This is a genomic window from Roseivirga echinicomitans (assembly GCF_001592935.1).
GTDB classification, from domain to species: Bacteria; Bacteroidota; Bacteroidia; order Cytophagales; family Cyclobacteriaceae; genus Roseivirga; species Roseivirga echinicomitans.
In genome coordinates this window covers 389,070-405,497 of sequence record NZ_LRDB01000023.1, presented here as the reverse complement: position 1 = coordinate 405,497, position 16,428 = coordinate 389,070, and the positions used below count along the sequence as shown (strand labels likewise).

General features: G+C 40.2%; 17 protein-coding genes. 12 read left to right on the top strand and 5 right to left on the bottom strand.

Going from position 1 to position 16,428, the window contains the following annotated elements; genetic code table 11:
• Positions 1–348: an aspartate 1-decarboxylase gene (gene panD, locus AWN68_RS13120; RefSeq protein WP_068416415.1), complete on the bottom strand. Its 348-nt coding sequence runs from the start codon at positions 346–348 to the stop codon at positions 1–3.
• A 25-nt stretch (positions 349–373) separates the two neighbouring features.
• Positions 374–1,222: a pantoate--beta-alanine ligase gene (gene panC, locus AWN68_RS13115; protein WP_068416413.1), complete on the bottom strand. Its 849-nt coding sequence runs from the start codon at positions 1,220–1,222 to the stop codon at positions 374–376.
• Between the two features lie 131 nt (positions 1,223–1,353).
• On the opposite strand from panC, the gene AWN68_RS13110 reads away from it, so the two are divergent.
• Genes AWN68_RS13110 through glmS form a run of 3 tightly spaced genes read left to right on the top strand, consistent with a single transcriptional unit; the run spans position 1,354 to position 5,330 of the window.
• Positions 1,354–2,166, top strand: a complete 813-nt coding sequence (locus AWN68_RS13110) for a glycogen/starch synthase (RefSeq protein ID WP_068416410.1) — start codon at positions 1,354–1,356, stop codon at positions 2,164–2,166.
• On the top strand, positions 2,159–3,451 hold the full coding sequence (locus AWN68_RS13105) for a DUF4270 family protein (RefSeq protein WP_157716203.1): 1,293 nt from the start codon (positions 2,159–2,161) through the stop codon (positions 3,449–3,451). Before AWN68_RS13110 ends, AWN68_RS13105 begins: the two co-directional genes overlap by 8 nt.
• 43 nt (positions 3,452–3,494) lie before the next feature.
• Positions 3,495–5,330, top strand: a complete 1,836-nt coding sequence (gene glmS, locus AWN68_RS13100; RefSeq protein ID WP_068416405.1) for a glutamine--fructose-6-phosphate transaminase (isomerizing) — start codon at positions 3,495–3,497, stop codon at positions 5,328–5,330.
• A gap of 52 nt (positions 5,331–5,382) precedes the next feature.
• Here the strand turns inward: glmS and AWN68_RS13095 are convergent, their stop codons facing one another.
• Entirely contained in the window at positions 5,383–6,051 is a 669-nt protein-coding gene (locus AWN68_RS13095; RefSeq protein ID WP_068416506.1) for a 3-hydroxyacyl-CoA dehydrogenase family protein, read from the bottom strand.
• A 49-nt stretch (positions 6,052–6,100) separates the two neighbouring features.
• On the opposite strand from AWN68_RS13095, the gene AWN68_RS13090 reads away from it, so the two are divergent.
• The 3 genes from AWN68_RS13090 (at position 6,101) to AWN68_RS13080 (ending at position 8,352) form a co-directional block, all read left to right on the top strand.
• The gene (locus AWN68_RS13090) at positions 6,101–6,484 is read left to right on the top strand and encodes a RidA family protein (RefSeq protein ID WP_068416403.1); all 384 of its coding nucleotides are present in this window, start codon (positions 6,101–6,103) and stop codon (positions 6,482–6,484) included.
• A gap of 90 nt (positions 6,485–6,574) precedes the next feature.
• Positions 6,575–8,089 (top strand): glutamate--tRNA ligase, encoded by a 1,515-nt coding sequence (gene gltX, locus AWN68_RS13085; protein ID WP_068416399.1) that lies wholly within the window; start codon positions 6,575–6,577, stop codon positions 8,087–8,089.
• 41 nt (positions 8,090–8,130) lie between these two features.
• Positions 8,131–8,352, top strand: a complete 222-nt coding sequence (locus tag AWN68_RS13080; protein ID WP_068416396.1) for a hypothetical protein — start codon at positions 8,131–8,133, stop codon at positions 8,350–8,352.
• A gap of 26 nt (positions 8,353–8,378) precedes the next feature.
• Here AWN68_RS13080 and AWN68_RS13075 read toward each other — a convergent pair whose 3' ends face one another.
• Entirely contained in the window at positions 8,379–9,374 is a 996-nt protein-coding gene (locus AWN68_RS13075) for a hypothetical protein (protein ID WP_068416394.1), read from the bottom strand.
• 33 nt (positions 9,375–9,407) lie between these two features.
• On the opposite strand from AWN68_RS13075, the gene AWN68_RS13070 reads away from it, so the two are divergent.
• Genes AWN68_RS13070 through chrA form a run of 6 tightly spaced genes read left to right on the top strand, consistent with a single transcriptional unit; the run spans position 9,408 to position 15,504 of the window.
• On the top strand, positions 9,408–9,731 hold the full coding sequence (locus AWN68_RS13070) for a 2Fe-2S iron-sulfur cluster-binding protein (RefSeq protein WP_068416392.1): 324 nt from the start codon (positions 9,408–9,410) through the stop codon (positions 9,729–9,731).
• Between the two features lies 1 nt (position 9,732).
• Positions 9,733–10,338, top strand: a complete 606-nt coding sequence (locus tag AWN68_RS13065; RefSeq protein WP_068416389.1) for a thymidine kinase — start codon at positions 9,733–9,735, stop codon at positions 10,336–10,338.
• Positions 10,335–12,587: a type IX secretion system anionic LPS delivery protein PorZ gene (gene porZ / locus AWN68_RS13060; RefSeq protein ID WP_157716202.1), complete on the top strand. Its 2,253-nt coding sequence runs from the start codon at positions 10,335–10,337 to the stop codon at positions 12,585–12,587. The genes AWN68_RS13065 and porZ overlap by 4 nt, the downstream gene beginning before the upstream one ends.
• Positions 12,587–13,276 carry a DNA repair protein RecO gene (gene recO, locus AWN68_RS13055; protein ID WP_068416384.1) on the top strand — a complete coding sequence of 230 codons (690 nt, stop codon included), beginning with the start codon at positions 12,587–12,589 and terminating at the stop codon, positions 13,274–13,276. Before porZ ends, recO begins: the two co-directional genes overlap by 1 nt.
• Positions 13,277–13,329: 53 nt before the next feature.
• Entirely contained in the window at positions 13,330–14,304 is a 975-nt protein-coding gene (locus AWN68_RS13050; RefSeq protein WP_068416380.1) for an isopenicillin N synthase family dioxygenase, read from the top strand.
• Positions 14,305–14,319: 15 nt separating this feature from the next.
• Positions 14,320–15,504 (top strand): chromate efflux transporter, encoded by a 1,185-nt coding sequence (gene chrA, locus AWN68_RS13045; protein WP_068416379.1) that lies wholly within the window; start codon positions 14,320–14,322, stop codon positions 15,502–15,504.
• Here chrA and AWN68_RS13040 read toward each other — a convergent pair.
• Entirely contained in the window at positions 15,488–16,381 is an 894-nt protein-coding gene (locus tag AWN68_RS13040; RefSeq protein WP_068416378.1) for a S66 peptidase family protein, read from the bottom strand. The genes chrA and AWN68_RS13040 overlap by 17 nt on opposite strands.
• Positions 16,382–16,428 lie beyond the last annotated feature (47 nt).

Below are 16,428 nucleotides of genomic sequence, written 5' to 3'. Positions count from 1 at the left end.
TTAAGCTAGCCTGTTGTTCTTGTCAGGGAAAACAATTTTGGGTTTGAAGGTTTTGGCTTCTTCGTAATCCATTATCCCGTACGAAACGACAATAATGATATCGCCCACCTGTACTCTTCGGGCCGCAGGGCCATTTAAGCAAACTGTGCCACTGCCCTTTTCTCCTTTGATTACATAAGTTTCAAATCGTTCACCGTTGTTTACGTTTACAATTTGAACCTTCTCATTTTCAATGATTCCGGAGGCCTCCATTAAGTGTTCATCAAGCGTGATACTGCCAACATAGTGCAGCTCTGCTTGTGTTACTTTTGCCCTGTGAATTTTTGATTTAAAAACCTCTATCTGCATACCTTCTTAAAATGCGACCGCAAAGCTAATAATTTAAAAGTAAGTTGTCTATTAACCTTACTTTTCCAATTTCAGCGGCTATACAAAGCGCTGTTTTCCTTGGGTCTGAAACCGTAGAAATTCCTGTAAAATTATCAGTTTCAACTACTTCGAAATATTCAAGAGTCAAACGTTGATTTTGCTTGAATAGTTCGTTGGTTTGCTCAATGACATGGTTTATGGGGGTGTTATTTAAGATCGCATCAGCGGATTCTTGAAGGGCTTTATAAATAAGGCCTGCTTCTAGTCTTTCTTCTTGGCTAAGTCGTTCATTTCGAGAAGACATGGCTAAACCATTGATTTCTCTTTTTGTAGGAACCATGTGCAGGTCAATTGGGAATGAGAGTTGGTCGATCAGTTTTTTAATGACAAAAAACTGTTGTAGGTCTTTCTGACCAAAGAAGGCATTATGGGGTTGGAATATGTTGAATAGTTTAGAAACGATTTGACCAACACCACTGAAATGTCCAGGTCTAAACTTTCCCTCCAATGAATTTTCTAGTACTCCAAAATTGATTTTTAAGTCATGGGTACTACCGTACATTTCATTTACATCGGGAGTAAATACAATGTCACAACCAGCTTTGCTTAATAAATCTAAATCACGCTCGATATTTCTAGGGTACTTTTCTAGGTCTTCGGGGTTATTGAATTGGGTAGGGTTAACAAAGATAGAAACGGCTACTACATCCGATTCCTCTTTTGCTTTTTCAATAAGCGAAATATGACCTTGATGTAATGCCCCCATTGTTGGAACTAGGCCAATTTTCTTGTTTTTGAGACGATGATTGAGAAGCTCGGTACGGAGCTCTTCTATTTTTTTGAAGGTGTTCATTTGATCGCGAAGGATAATCTAATTAACGCTTATTAACAACGCTTTTTTAGATAAATCAAGGTTTTTTCGGGAAAATGGAGTAATTTTGTGCTCATTTTCCAAATGAAGGTGTCATTAAATTTCCATTAATTATGTCAAAATTTCGAATTCTTTACGTTGCGAGTGAGATCAATCCGTTTCTAGAAACCTCCGCTGTTGCTGATTTTGTGAGAAAACTTCCACAAGCGATGCAGGAGAGAGGTATGGAGATAAGGATTCTAGTTCCTCGTTTCGGACTTATTAACGAAAGAAAAAACAGGCTACATGAAGTAGTCAGACTTTCAGGTATCAACATTTCTGTGGGTGATGAAGAAAAGCCTTTAGTAATTAAGGTGGCGTCAATTCCAAATGCTAAACTTCAAGTCTATTTTATAGACAATGAAGACTATTTCCATAGAAAATCTGTTTTCGTTGACAAGGAAAATAATTTTTATGCAGATAATGACGAAAGGGCAATTTTCTTTTGTAAAGGCGTTCTTGAAACAGTGAAGAAGTTAGGCTGGGCTCCTGATATCGTTCATTGCAATGATTGGATGACTAGTCTGATTCCGCTTTATTTAAAGACTACTTATAAAAACGATCCTATATTTCAGAATACGAAATCAATCTTTACAATCTATAACAATGCATTCTCGCATCAATTCGATGCAGATTTGCTTGATAAGGTGAAGATGATGGACATTGATGACAGTATGCTGGAGAATTTAAAGTCAGCTGACTTTGCTGGGTTTATTAAAACAGGTGCTGAATATGCAGATGCTGTCATTAGAGCCGAAGAAGAAGGTCACGAAGGCTTGAATGATTTAGTGGCTGAGATTGAAAAGCTTAAGAAAGTAGATACAATTGAAAAGGATGATAATTTCTTAGACTCTTACTATAATTTATATAATGAACTTGTTGGGTAAGATTAAAAGCATTGGGGCCTTAATGTTAGGCCTCACTCTTTTGTTTTCTTGTGAGAAGAATGGAGATTTTGGGTTTGGTTCGGATGATATTTCACCTGTAGAGTTTTCAGTAGAGACAGTAGGTACTAGCTCTTCCGTTGTTTTGTTAGATTCAATTTCATCTACAAACTTGGGTGTTGGGTTTATTGGAAATATTGATGATCCGGATTTTGGAAAGGTTAAGGCTACCAGTTATGCCCAAATGAAACTTAATGTTGACGACCTTAATGATATATCTGAAGAGGCTATTTTAGATAGTGTTAAGCTGAGCATAAAATTTGGGTACCTATATAAAGACTTTGCTAAGACGGCTCGTCTTAAAGTAAGCCTCTTATCTGAACAAATAAAAGACACACTACATATTACAACCAATAGCACTGCTATTTCAAATGAATTGGTGGCTTCTGGTAATATTCTGATTGATGAACTTGATTCTGTTTATACAATAAATGTGAACATAGATTTTGCGAATGAGCTATTTGAACTCATGAGAAATGGAAGTCCACAGGTAGCAACCCAAGAGGCTTTTGAGTCAGCTTTTCCTGGGCTGGCATTTCAAACTGAAGATAACTCATCAAATGCATTTGGGATAGTTTTGGAGCCGGAATCTTCAATGATCGATTTTTATTACAGTGAGGTATCAAGTACCGGTACTGTTAATGTGCCTGCTACTCATAAGATAACAATTGGTGAGTTGACTCATTATTATGGGCTTGAATTTGATCGTTCGGGTACTGCTTTAGAGGGCATGGCAACTACTAATCAAGAATATTCACCAAGCTCAGGACTTCGTTATATTCAGGCAGGTGCTGGAATTGTAACTAAAATTAATCTTTCGGAATTACAGACATTCGCCAATCTAAAGCCTGATGTAATCGTCAATACTGCTCAGGTTTCTATAGGGCCTATTGATGAACCCGTTGATGGCGTTACGCCTCCTACAAGACTTTTATTATTGCTTACAGATTCAGGGAATAGAGTGATTAGAGATGGAGAAAATTTTAGAGCCATACAACAAGATGGGTCAAACCCAATCGGAAGCGGAACAGCTTTAACACTTCTTTATGATGAGGACTCAAAAACCTATACAGGGTCGATCACTTCATTTATAGGGTATTATTTTTCTGATGTCTTTAGAAGAAATCAATTTTTCATAGCACCTTCATCTATTAATGGGGAACTGGGGAATGTGGTATTTCGACCTGAAGATTTTAAACTTAAAGTTTTCTACTCTGAACTTAAATAGGGGAAGTCATCTTCTTATATTTATCTCGTTAAAATAATTATATATGTGCGGAATAGTCGGTTATTTAGGCCATAGAGAGGCTTATTCAGTAATAATCAAGGGTTTACAGCGTCTAGAATATAGAGGTTATGATAGTGCTGGAGTGGCCTTATTGAATGGAGGCTTAAATGTCTACAAGAAAAAGGGGAAAGTTGCTGACCTTCATGATTTTGTTAAGGGGAAGGACGTAAGTAGCAATATAGGGATTGGACATACCCGTTGGGCAACCCACGGAGAACCCAACGATAAGAATGCCCACCCTCATGTATCTAACTCTGGCAAGCTGGCAATGATCCATAACGGGATTATTGAAAACTATTCTTCACTTAAAACTGATCTAATAAAAAAGGGGTTTGACTTTAAAAGTGATACAGACTCAGAGGTATTTATAAATTTTATTGAAGACATTTATCTAAACTCTGGAGTTAGCCTTGCAGAGGCGGTACGATTAGCCCTTAATAAAGTAGTAGGGGCATATGCCATTGCTATTATTTCTCTGGAGGATCCAAACCTTTTGATCGCTGCCCGTAAAGGGAGTCCATTAGTGGTTGGCTTGGGTAAAGGTGAATTTTTCCTTGCTTCAGATGCTACACCAATTATAGAGTATACGAACGAAGTAGTGTACCTAGAAGATCAAGAAATTGCTATTATTAAAGATGGGCATTTAACCATTAAGAGTGTTTCTGATGTAGAAATGACTCCGTATGTTCAGACTATTGATATTCAGCTGGAGGCTATAGAAAAAGGGGGTTATGATCACTTTATGCTGAAGGAAATTTTTGAGCAGCCAAAATCAATAGGAGACTGTCTTAGAGGCCGGCTTCAGGCAAAGGAAGGTAAGCTCGTGTTGGGTGGTATTTTTGACTACGTGACCAAAATGGTCAATGCCGAGAGAATTCTGATTATTGCTTGCGGCACATCATGGCATGCTGGATTGGTGGCTGAATACATATTTGAAGAGTTCTGCCGAATTCCTGTAGAAGTAGAGTACGCATCTGAATTTAGATATAGAAACCCGATCGTAAATGAGAAGGATGTAGTTATTGCCATTTCTCAATCTGGCGAAACGGCTGATACATTGGCTGCTATTGAGTTGGCTAAGTCGAAAGGCGCTACCATCATAGGTGTTTGTAACGTGGTGGGATCTTCGATTGCACGGGCTACACATGCTGGTTCGTATACGCATGCTGGTCCAGAAATAGGAGTGGCAAGTACCAAAGCATTTACGGCTCAAATTTCAGTACTTACAATGATGGCCTTGATGATTGCTGAAAAGAAAGGTTCTCTTTCTGAAAGTAAATACAGAGCATTATTATTTGAACTGGAATCAGTGCCAGATAAAGTGGCTAAGGCTTTATTGCTGAATGACCAACTTGAGGAGATCGCTAAGGTGTTTAAAGATGCCAGAAACTTCTTGTACCTAGGAAGAGGGTTTAACTTCCCTGTGGCCTTAGAGGGAGCCTTAAAACTTAAGGAGATTTCTTACATACATGCTGAAGGTTACCCTGCAGCTGAAATGAAGCATGGGCCAATTGCTTTGATAGACGAAGAAATGCCAGTTGTAGTAATTGCCACTAAGGACAGTAGCTATGAAAAAATTGTTTCTAACGTTCAAGAAGTAAAGGCGAGAAAAGGTAAAGTTATCGCAGTTGTTTCTGAAGGCGATACAGAAATTCCTAAAATGGCTGACTATGTGATTGAAGTACCGCACATTAGTGATGCATTAATGCCACTTATTGCTGTAATTCCATTACAACTGTTATCATACCATATCGCGGTTATGAGAGGCTGTAATGTGGATCAGCCTAGAAACTTGGCTAAATCTGTTACCGTAGAATAAAGGAAATAGAAATTATAATTGAATAAAAAGGGAGCTCATTGAGCTCCCTTTTTTAATGCGTAATGCGGCTTAAGTATTCCTTTTTAAGCAGCGGACATATTTTATATCGTTCTTCTTTAGTATCCTCATACATGGCTTCTAAAACTTCGTAAACCTGCTGAACTCCAATTTTATTGCACCATTCAAATGGGCCAAAAGGATAATTCGTCCCTAATTTCATTCCTGTATCTATGGCGTCTTTTGAAGCTGTACCTTCCTGAAGGGTATAAAAAGCCTCGTTAATAATCATGAAGATGATTCTAGGCGTTACCATTCCAACACGATCTTCAACGAGCTCAAAGGTAGTGTTTAGGTTTTTGCATAAGGCCTCCAAACCCGACTTGGCTTTATCGTTCAAAGCTGAAACTTCTAGAATATCTCGGTTTAGGAAAGTCGGTAGGCCGTTGAACCCATAAAGGTTACAGTTGACCTCTTCTTGGTAATAGGCCAGTTCTGCGAGTGATATTTTCGGAGCATTCACAAATAGATTTAGTCCTTCATAAGCACTAAATATCTCGAATTGCTCAGGGCTATCACCAATAAAAAAGTCAAAAACACAATCAAATGTGGAGATGTCTTCTTCGAAATCATAGTCCGTTTCGAAGCGGCATTCATGCCCCGTATTAAATTTTAATTTAAACTCTTCGATATTCTGTTCGGAACCGATGACTAGAATTTTCATAAATGTGTAATTTGCCCCAAAATTATTCATTAAATCAAACAATCCGAACATGTCGAAAATAATCGTCAACAGTCCAGACGCTCCAGCCCCAATAGGGCCTTATAGCCAAGCCGTTAAAGCAGGTAATACATTGTATGTTTCAGGTCAGATTCCTTTCGATCAAGCCACTGGCGAAATGATCAATGAGAATATCACTGAGGAAACTCATCAAGTAATGAAGAACCTTGAGGCAATCCTATCAGCAGCAGGAATGACTTTTAGTAATATTGTGAAGTGTTCTATTTTCATTAAGGATATGAATCAGTTTGCTACCATCAATGAAGCCTATTCCGTTTATTTCAAAGCGAACCCTCCCGCTAGAGAATGCGTTGAGGTGGCCAGACTGCCTAAAGATGTTAACGTAGAAATTTCGTGCATCGCAGTAGACATTTAATTCGAATAAATTTTAATTCATTGTAAATCACCAAGTCATTCTTAGTGATGGACTTGACTTTTGCGTATTTTTGCGGCCAAATTAGATTTCATGAGTGTTAGAGTAAGATTTGCCCCCAGCCCAACAGGAGCTTTACATATAGGAGGAGTAAGAACAGCCCTCTATAATTATTTATTTGCCAAGAAAAGCGGAGGCAAATTCATTATTAGAATAGAGGACACCGACCAAAATCGCTATGTTGAGGGGGCCGAAGACTATATTCTTACGGCTTTGGAATGGTGTGGTATTAGGCCAGATGAAGGGCCACAAAGTGGCGGTAATTTTGGGCCTTATCGTCAATCTGATCGCAAATCACTTTATAAGGAATATGCTGACAGGCTAATTGCTGAAGGAAAAGCATATTATGCTTTTGACACTCCTGAGGATCTTGATGAAATGCGCGAGCGACTTAAAGAAGCTCGCATGGCGAATCCGCAGTACAATGCCATCAGCAGAAATCAGATGAAGAACTCGCTGACAATGTCTGCCGAGGAGGTGAACCAGAAGCTAGAATCAGGCGAGCCTTACGTTATTCGTTTTAAGATGCCCAAAAATGATGACGTCCGCTTTAAGGATGTTGTTAGAGACTGGGTGGTAGTGAATACCACCACGCTGGATGATAAGGTGTTGATGAAGTCTGATGGAATGCCCACCTATCATTTGGCAAATATTGTGGATGACCATCTGATGGAAATCACCCATGTGATTCGTGGTGAGGAATGGTTGCCTTCGGCTCCTTTGCACGTTTTATTGTATGAAGCCTTTGGATGGGAAGCACCACAATTTGCGCATTTACCACTATTGCTCAAGCCTGATGGCAATGGCAAGTTAAGCAAACGAGCTGCGGATCAATTGGGCTTTCCTATATTTCCATTGAATTGGTCAGATCCCGTTTCAGGAGAATTGTCGAAAGGCTTTAAGGAGTCTGGTTATTTGCCAGAAGCTTGTATGAACTTTTTGGCTTTGTTGGGTTGGAACCCTGGCACGGAGCAAGAAATGTTCACTATGGATCAACTCATTTCTGAATTTTCTTTAGAGCGAATTAATAAATCTGGAGCCAAGTTCGACATTGAAAAAGCGAAATGGTTCAATCAGCAATATTTGAAAAATAAGTCAAATGAAGATTTAGCTCAAATGCTGAAGGAAGAGAACAATGTTAATGTAGATATGGAGCTTTTAAGTGCCATTGCTGGCTCAATGAAGGAGCGAATTACCTTTGTTTCTGATATTTTGGAAAGTGGCGATTTCTTCTTTTCTGCACCCACAACTTATGATGAAAAAACCGTAAATAAGAAATGGACGGCAGAAGCTGTTCAGAAATTGGCGCAGTTCGCAAACGAAATAGCTAAGCTTCAAAAAGTTAGTCCAGAAGAGGCTAAAGAAAAGTTTGTAGCGGTATTAGCAACGGACGACACTTCACTTGGGAAGGTAATGCCTGCGTTGCGTTTGGCTTTAACTGGCGCTGGTGGTGGTCCAGACCTCATGGAGATTATCTCTATCTTGGGGACAGCAGAAGCTGCCAATCGAATTAATAAGGCGATTGAAGTATTAAAAACGGCAGATTAAGTCACCTCAGTTTTTATTATACCGAAGTAAACAATGATAATATGGCAAGGAAAAAGGAGAACAAGAAAAAGGATCAAAAACCGCGAGTGAATAAAGAGCTTGAGGGAATGGAAATTAAGATCGATTCCTTTGGAGAAATTCGTAACTCTTTGTCGATTGATAAAATCAATGAGTTTTTGAATAAGAATGTTGATGATAAAAAGCTCCGTGATCGAGACGATCTGGATGAGATCAAGAGTAAAGAAAGTGATGAAGAGGAGTAGAAACTCCCCTTTTTATTTTTTCTGAATTAATTAAACCTTCTTCTTAAAACCTGGATAAAGGCTTCCATTTCATCGCCTTCTATGTCCCATTTTTTATTGTAGGGCTGTGTTTTGCTCAAGGCTTCGTCCATACTGTTTGCAGTATCAAGCTCTTCAAAAACCTTTGTCATTAGAGCTTGATCACCTTCAAAAAGTGTTTTGGTAAACATAATTCGCTCGTTGAGTGTGAGTGTTTTCTCAAGTGGCTGCGCAGTGTTCTTTTGGAGTTTTTCAGCCAACGTTGGTGCATTGGTGTTTCCATTAAAGCGATCGTTAATGGTTTCTTTACCATTTCCATGCTTGGCGGCCACAGTACTTTTTACCTCTAATGGTTCATTTACTTCTGGAGTAAAAACAGGCGAAGGAGCTGGCTCTGCGGCCTCTTCCTTTTCAAAAAGAAGACTAAGTTTATCTTCAGCATTTAACTTCTGCAAGAATTCAACAGGCTCAGGGATTTTGAAGTGAGAAGTCATTGAATCAAACAAATTACCTAGGTAAGCAGGATTGATGGGTGTCTTGGCTGTGTCGTAAATTAATTTGAATCCTTCCGTATGCGTTTTTATGTATCTCAATTTCCCTTTGGGTAGATTTTCTTTTTGTTCATCAAGCCAATGGTTCAATACATATTTTTTTGGTGAGAAGGTCAATAGTATTGTTGCCTCAATCGCCTTGGTTAAAAGTGGTTCCAAATGCCCACGGCCAATACTAATGTGGTTAGAAAGCGTATTCATAAATTCTTTGAGTGCCTTTTGCACTTCTTCGGCCTCGAAATCAAAATAAGGGCTTCTTAATCGTGCCATTTCGGATTGCCATTGGGTGAAAAGCGATTCGATAATAAATGAATTCACTTGTCTAACCTCTGTGAGGGCCATAATGGACTCTCCGCTTATTTTATTTTTTCCAGCAAAAAACTCAGTACATATGTCTGCAGCGGTGGCAGTAGAAAAACTCGAGATTGATTCTTGCTTTAGCTTGTAGCTCATGGCTTATTTCTTTTGTTTTGTAAATTAAAAATTATGGGACAGATCACTATTGAAAACCTGAACAATAAAGAGATTTCTAACACAGATAACTCTAAATCGGTACTGGATATTATTCACGAAAGCGGAATCGACTGGATGCACGCTTGCGGGAAAAAAGGCCGTTGTACCACATGTAAAATTATAGTAGTAGAAGGAGCAGACCAACTTAGCCCAATTGAAGAAACTGAACAACTGCTTTTTGATGCAGGTAAACTTCAATCAGGTGAACGTGTGGCTTGTCAGGCAAAGTTACTGGGTGATGTGAAAGTTCGTGTAGCTGACAAAAATAAATTTCCTCATATGACCTATACCGCATAGTATGTTTATCGAACCACAGGGTAAAATAGCAGGAGAGCATACATCTGGATCCATCGAGGTGGTTTGTGGCTGTATGTTTTCTGGAAAAACAGAGGAGCTAATTAGGCGCCTCCGAAGAGCTACTATTGCCAAACAGAATGTGGAAATCTTTAAACCAGCTATCGATACGCGTTATGATGTGGAGAATGTAGTCTCCCACAACAATACCGTAATTAGGTCTACACCTGTGCAGTTCGCTTCGGATATTTTGCTGTTATGTGGTGAAAGCGATGTAGTGGGAATTGACGAGGCACAATTCTTTGATGATCAAATCATTGATGTCTGCCGGACCATGGCCAATAATGGAAAAAGAGTGATTGTGGCTGGCTTGGACATGGACGCTCAAGGAAATCCTTTTGGCCCCATGCCTCAGTTACTTGCAATTGCGGAATTTGTAACCAAATTACATGCTATCTGTACAGTAAGCGGTAGTTTGGCTTCGTTCTCATACAAACTTTCCGACTCTGAAAAGACTGTGGAGCTGGGAGAGAAAGATATTTACGAAGCCCGAAATCGCAAATACTTCTACCAAGGCCTCGAAGAAAAAAAGAAGAATAAGAAAAAGTGATCGAACGCCTGCATAGTCTGACTTTGGGAGCCATCATGCTTCTTGCAGTGCAAACCAGCTTTGCACAAGGTCAGATTCCAGTTTTCAATTGGCGGTCGCACATCAGTTATAATAATGTGATAGACATTGCTCCGGCAGGTGAACTGATCTACGCAGCTACTCCCAATGGGCTTTTCTTTGTCGACTTATCCGAAAACTCTGTCAACCGACTGACTAAAAGTAACGGGCTTTCCGATGTGAGTATAGGTGCCATTGGCTACGATCCAACCTCCAAAACGCTGGTGATTGGTTACGCAAATGGGAATATCGATTTACTTTCTGACGATGGGGTTCACAACATTAGAACCGTTCTAGAAGCGCCAACAACTACGAATAAATCATTTAAGGATATCGCCTTCAATATCGGTCGAGCTTACTTGTCTGGGGATTTGGGCATAATTGTTTTAGACCTTTCCGCTGAAGAAATTATTGAATCGTACCAGAATATTGGAGTGAATGGTGAAAGTGTAAGCGTATCAGAGATCGTTTTTTCTAATGACCGTATTTACGCGGCCACAGAAAGTGGTATTCTTTCTGTCAGTTTAGAGAGCGGAGTAAATCGTCAGGATTACAATAATTGGAGAAGAGATTTTACTGGAATTCCTTTTTCGAATATTCAACAAGTGGATGCTAAACTTTATGCCAGTTCGGCCACAGATTTATTTGCTTTCGAAGGCGGTAACTGGTCGTATCAAGCCTCAGCTAATGCATCGATTACTGCAATCATTTCTGATTCTGATTTACCCCTGATTTTAACCAATTCTGGTATTTTTTCTTTCGACAATAATCAGTTGAATCCCCTGTATAACTTCCCAAAGCAAGGGGTTTCACGGAATGAAATAATGCTCTATCAGAATTATTGGTGGGTAGGAGATGGCTTTGATGGCTTGCTCAAGGTGGAGCCTAATGGCCAACAATCCTTCAATCCTTCAGGCCCAGCCAACGACAACACTTGGTTGATTGGAAGCTATGAAGATCAAACGATTAAGCTTTCTGGTGGTTTCGATGAGAATCTATCGGCTTTAAATAGAGCTTCGTATTTCTCGTCCTTTTCGTTTGAAGAGGGTTGGAAAAATACTGCTATCATTAATAGCGCTGGTGACAGCATCCAAGACCTAGTGGACTTTGAGTTGATCAGTGTTGCCGGTGAACCCTCAATGATATTGGCCTCTTTTACTGAAGGACTTTATTCCTATTCAGAAGGAAGCACCCGCTCAATAAAGGAGCTTTCACCCAATACCACTTTGAATGGAAGTGGAAATGGAAAAATCACTGGCTTGGCCAAAAATGAGAATTCGCTTTGGGTTACGGATTATGGAACATTGAATTCACTCCATGAATGGAATTTCGAGGAAGATGCTTGGCGTTCCTATTCCCTTACTAATTCCCGATCCAAATATCCTGTGTCGTTATTTATTGCCCCCAATGGTGATAAATGGATGCCAATTGAGGATAGCCGTGGAGGCGGAATCTTGGTGTTCAATGAAACCAGCAACACCGAACGATATTTAAACACGAATGGTGGTCAAGGTGGTTTGCCGGGGAGTAAAATCACCGCTTTGGTACTGGATGATAACCAATTTTTATGGGTTGGAACGGATGAGGGGATCGCTTTTTTCCCTAACCTGAATGCGGTTCTTCAAGGCCAAGCTTTGTCTTCCAGTATTCCCATCTATGAAAACCGATTATTACTTCGCGATGAAAATATTACTGCTGTGGCGATTGACCCCGCCAACCGAAAATGGTTCGGAACGAAGAATAACGGGCTTTGGCTTTTTAGCGAAACAGGAGAAGAATTAGTGCAAAGATTTACAACGCAAAATAGCCCACTCATTTCGAATGCCATTACTTCAATTTATGTGGAAGAGATTTCGGGGGAAGTTTTTGTAGGCACAGACAAAGGCTTGGTGTCTTTTAAAAGCGATGCAACCCTAGGCACTTTCGAGCACCAAAATGTAAAGATTTACCCCAACCCAGTGCCACCGAGTTTTGATGGACAAATTGTAATCAATGGACTGGTGAATAATGCTTCGGTAAAGATTACTGACATTTCCGGGAAGTTGGTAAAGGAAACCAAAGCCAATGGCAGCACTGCTATTTGGAACAGCCGTGATAATAGCGGAGTAAAAGTGAAAACTGGCGTGTACTTGGTGTTCAGTTCAAATGCTGATGGCACTGAAACCTTTGTTGGAAAAATAGTGGTAATCTAATGCTACATCGCACCAGAGGCATAGTTTTAAGCTATATAAAATACAAGGAGACTTCTATTATAGTCCGTATTTTCACCGAGGCCTTTGGTATGCAAAGCTATATTGTGAACAGCGTTCGAAGTGCTAAATCGAGAGGAAAGATGGCACTCTACCAACCGCTCGGTTTACTTGATTTGGTGGTGTATCATAAAAACGGCAAAGACCTACAACGAATTTCTGAAGCTAAGTTCAGCTATGCATACAGCTCTATTCCTTTCAATCCAGTAAAAACAGGGATCGGAATTTTCCTTACCGAAATGCTGAGCAAAACGCTAAGGGAAGAATCTGAAAACGAAGAGTTATACGATTTTGTGCATCAGGCCATGGTGATCTTCGATCACATGGAGACCAATGTGATTAATTTTCACTTACAGTTTCTGATGAAATGTACCGGCTATTTGGGTTTTGAGCCTCAATCTGCCGAGGGTTTTATTGAAGAACTTAAAGAAAATGGAGTTCATTTCTCTACTTTAGAAACAGAGAGAGCCATCATTTCTGCGTTGATGAACAAATCTTTTGGCGAGGAAATAATACTGACTAGCCAATTAAGGCGCGATGTGCTCTCGCATATCATCAAGTTTTACCAGATTCATGTATCGGGGTTAAATGAAATAAAATCCCTAGAAGTATTGAAAGAGGTGTTGAGTTAGTGAACTCTGTAACAAATATTTAATAAATTAGACTGTTTTTAACCATTTCAGCCATGAGCGAAAAATTATACGATGAGGTTCCCTCGCTAGATTTAGCCGATTTTACTTCGGGCAATTCAGCCAAAAAACAAGCGTTTGTAGATGCACTCGGCCAAGCTTATAATAACATAGGCTTTGTGGCGATAAAAAACCATGGACTTTCTGAAGCCCAAACACAAAAGCTATACGCTACTATTCAGAAATTCTTTTTGATGTCTGATGACATTAAACAGAAGTATGAAGTGCCAGAATTGGCTGGGCAGCGCGGTTATATAGGTAAAGGGAAAGAACACGCCAAAGGTCGCAAAACGGGCGATTTGAAGGAGTTCTACCATGTAGGTCAGGAAGTAACTGATGGCGATCCGATCAAAAGTGAATATCCAGATAATATTTGGCCAGAAGAACTTCCAGAAATGGAAGAAATAGCCTTGGAAGTATATAAAACCATTGAGGCAGCTGGCATTAAAATGCTACAAGCCATTGCGCTTTATCTTGGTTTACCAGAGCACTACTTCGATAATAAAGTAAAGAACGGGAACAGTATTTTGCGTCCGATCCATTACTTCCCAATAGAAAATCCAGATGAAGTGCCTGATGATGCCGTACGTGCGGCTGAGCATGGCGATATTAATCTGATCACGCTTTTGATGGGGGCAAGTGCCGATGGTCTTCAAGTGTTGAGAAATGACGGCAAATGGATTCCGATTACTGCTTTGCCTGAGCAATTAGTAGTGAACGTGGGCGACATGCTTTCGCGCCATACCAATAATAAGCTGAAATCAACAATTCACAGAGTAGTGAATCCGCCAAGAGCGTTAATGAAGAACAGGCGCTTCTCAATTCCTTTCTTTATGCACCCGCGTTCCGATATGGATTTGACTTGTCTAGAAAGCTGTATTGATGCAGATCATCCAAAGCTTTATGAGGACATTACAGCAGGAGAATTTCTGAATGAACGACTAATTGAGTTGGGTCTGAAGAAGAAGTAACCAAGCTTTAATTCATTGATAAAGCGTATTCGATACTATATTTTTCTGCGTGATGTCTTAGTCATAGCGCTAACGGCCTTTGGCGGTGCACAAGCGCATTTTGCCATGATCATTAAGATTATGGTGAAGAAAAGAGGCTACCTTACGGAAGAGGAGTTAATAGAATTGAATGCGCTTTGCCAAATTTTACCTGGCCCAACTTCTACCCAGACCATTACCGCCATTGGGTATAGAATTGGTGGAGCAAACTTAGCTTACCTTACTTTGTTGGTTTGGATGCTGCCTGCGGTAACCATTATGACCACAGCCGCCATATTGGTAGACTCTTACCAAACCAAAAACCTGAGCTTAGAGTTTACCCGATTTATTCAACCTATGGCCGTGGGATTTGTAAGCTATGGCGCCTATATTATTGCTTCAAAAGTAGTGACTACCCGAACTGCGGGTGGATTGATGGCACTTTCAGCCATTGTTACCTATTTCATTTCTAAGCCGATTGCATTGCCTTTGGTATTGATTTTTGCAGGAACGCTTACCGCATTCAAATACAAGAAACAGGCTCCGGAAGAGAAACAAAAGATTAAAATCAAATGGGGGAACTTTACACTTTGGGCCTTGGTGCTTGTCACCGCTGCTGGTGTAGGCGCTGTTACCCAAGATAGGTTTGTATTGCTTTTTGAGAATTTTTATCGAAACGGAAGTTTGATTTTTGGTGGAGGGCAGGTATTGATTCCCTTTCTTCACACAGAGTTTGTAGAGTTTAAAGGCTTCTTGACTTCTGAAGAGTTTCTTTCTGGTTTTGCGATGGTACAAGCCGTTCCTGGACCCGTGTTTTCAGTAAGTTCATTTGTTGGAGCCTTGTCTGTTCGAGAGATGGGATTGGGAGCCCAAATCTTGGGTGGTTTTGTAGCGGCTTGTGGTATTTTTCTACCAGGTACTTTCCTGATTTTCTTTGTCATTCGCTTTTGGGATGACTTAAAACGCTATCGTGTAGTCAGGGCTTCGTTAGAAGGAATCAATGCAGCCAGCGCGGGAATGGTGGCGGCTGCGGCTTTTGTGCTTTTTCAACCCATTGAGAATAATGTATTGAACGTAAGTGTGATTATAGGCACTTTCCTAATGCTTACCTACACTAAAATACCACCTCCATTTATCATTTTGGCGGGGCTACTGGCTGGAATATTTATACCTCATATTTAAGGTTTACACCCTTTTCGCTGACATCGAAAATGGCAGGAACTCCACAGTAAACAGGGAGATTTCTTTTCTCATGGCCTAAAGGGAAACCATAAGCGATTGGGATATTCAAGTCAGTTATGTTGCGAGAAATAATCTCCAAAGCATTTGCTCCAAAGCAATCTTTATGGTCTTTTATGGAAGAAAAATCTCCAATGATTACGCCTGTCAAAGCATCAAGCTTTCCAGCTCTTTTTAACTGCACGAGCATCCGATCTAAATGGTAGAAGTATTCTCCCACTTCTTCCAAAAAGAGAATTTTGCCTTTGGTCTGTACTTCAGAAGAAGTCCCTATCGTGTTACAGATAATGGATAGATTTCCACCAATAAGCGCGGCATTGGTTTGGCCTAGTTGGTTTAAAGGGTGAGGAGGTATGTCGTAATTTACTCTTCCTTCAAAAAGCATAGATTTCACGCTTTCGGTGGTTTGTTCATCCCAATCTAGCGTAACCGCCATTGGGCCATGAATGCAGGCAACAGAACGGTTGTTGAGTTCGGTAATTAGTGAAGTGATGTCGCTAAAACCACAAACCCATTTTGGGCTTTCGAGGAAATTGCTCCAATTGATTTGCTCCAGAATTCTTGTAGTGCCATAACCGCCACGGGCAATGAGAATGGCTTTGATTTCAGGATTGTCCAATGCTTCCTGTAAATCTTGAAGTCTTTGATTGTCTGTTCCTGCAAAATAATGGTCTGTCGCTAAAACGTGCTCTCCCAAAACTGGTGTCAATCCCCATTCGGTTAAGGTGTTCACCGCAAAAGTCAAATCCGACTGAATTTTCTTGGCAGGAGCTACGATGGCAATTTTATCGCCTTGACTTAATAATGGAGGAATCAACATGCCCCTAAAGTAAAAAGAAGACGCCTGAATAGGACGTCTTCTCTCAA

Coding starts and splice junctions, on each gene's coding strand:
- panD (WP_068416415.1), bottom strand. CDS start 348: ATGCAGATAGAGGTTTTTAAATCAAAAATTCACAGGGCAAAAGTAACA.
- panC (WP_068416413.1), bottom strand. CDS start 1,222: ATGAACACCTTCAAAAAAATAGAAGAGCTCCGTACCGAGCTTCTCAAT.
- AWN68_RS13110 (WP_068416410.1), top strand. CDS start 1,354: ATGTCAAAATTTCGAATTCTTTACGTTGCGAGTGAGATCAATCCGTTT.
- glmS (WP_068416405.1), top strand. CDS start 3,495: ATGTGCGGAATAGTCGGTTATTTAGGCCATAGAGAGGCTTATTCAGTA.
- AWN68_RS13095 (WP_068416506.1), bottom strand. CDS start 6,051: ATGAAAATTCTAGTCATCGGTTCCGAACAGAATATCGAAGAGTTTAAA.
- AWN68_RS13090 (WP_068416403.1), top strand. CDS start 6,101: ATGTCGAAAATAATCGTCAACAGTCCAGACGCTCCAGCCCCAATAGGG.
- gltX (WP_068416399.1), top strand. CDS start 6,575: ATGAGTGTTAGAGTAAGATTTGCCCCCAGCCCAACAGGAGCTTTACAT.
- AWN68_RS13080 (WP_068416396.1), top strand. CDS start 8,131: ATGGCAAGGAAAAAGGAGAACAAGAAAAAGGATCAAAAACCGCGAGTG.
- AWN68_RS13075 (WP_068416394.1), bottom strand. CDS start 9,374: ATGAGCTACAAGCTAAAGCAAGAATCAATCTCGAGTTTTTCTACTGCC.
- AWN68_RS13070 (WP_068416392.1), top strand. CDS start 9,408: ATGGGACAGATCACTATTGAAAACCTGAACAATAAAGAGATTTCTAAC.
- AWN68_RS13065 (WP_068416389.1), top strand. CDS start 9,733: ATGTTTATCGAACCACAGGGTAAAATAGCAGGAGAGCATACATCTGGA.
- recO (WP_068416384.1), top strand. CDS start 12,587: ATGCTACATCGCACCAGAGGCATAGTTTTAAGCTATATAAAATACAAG.
- AWN68_RS13050 (WP_068416380.1), top strand. CDS start 13,330: ATGAGCGAAAAATTATACGATGAGGTTCCCTCGCTAGATTTAGCCGAT.
- AWN68_RS13040 (WP_068416378.1), bottom strand. CDS start 16,381: ATGTTGATTCCTCCATTATTAAGTCAAGGCGATAAAATTGCCATCGTA.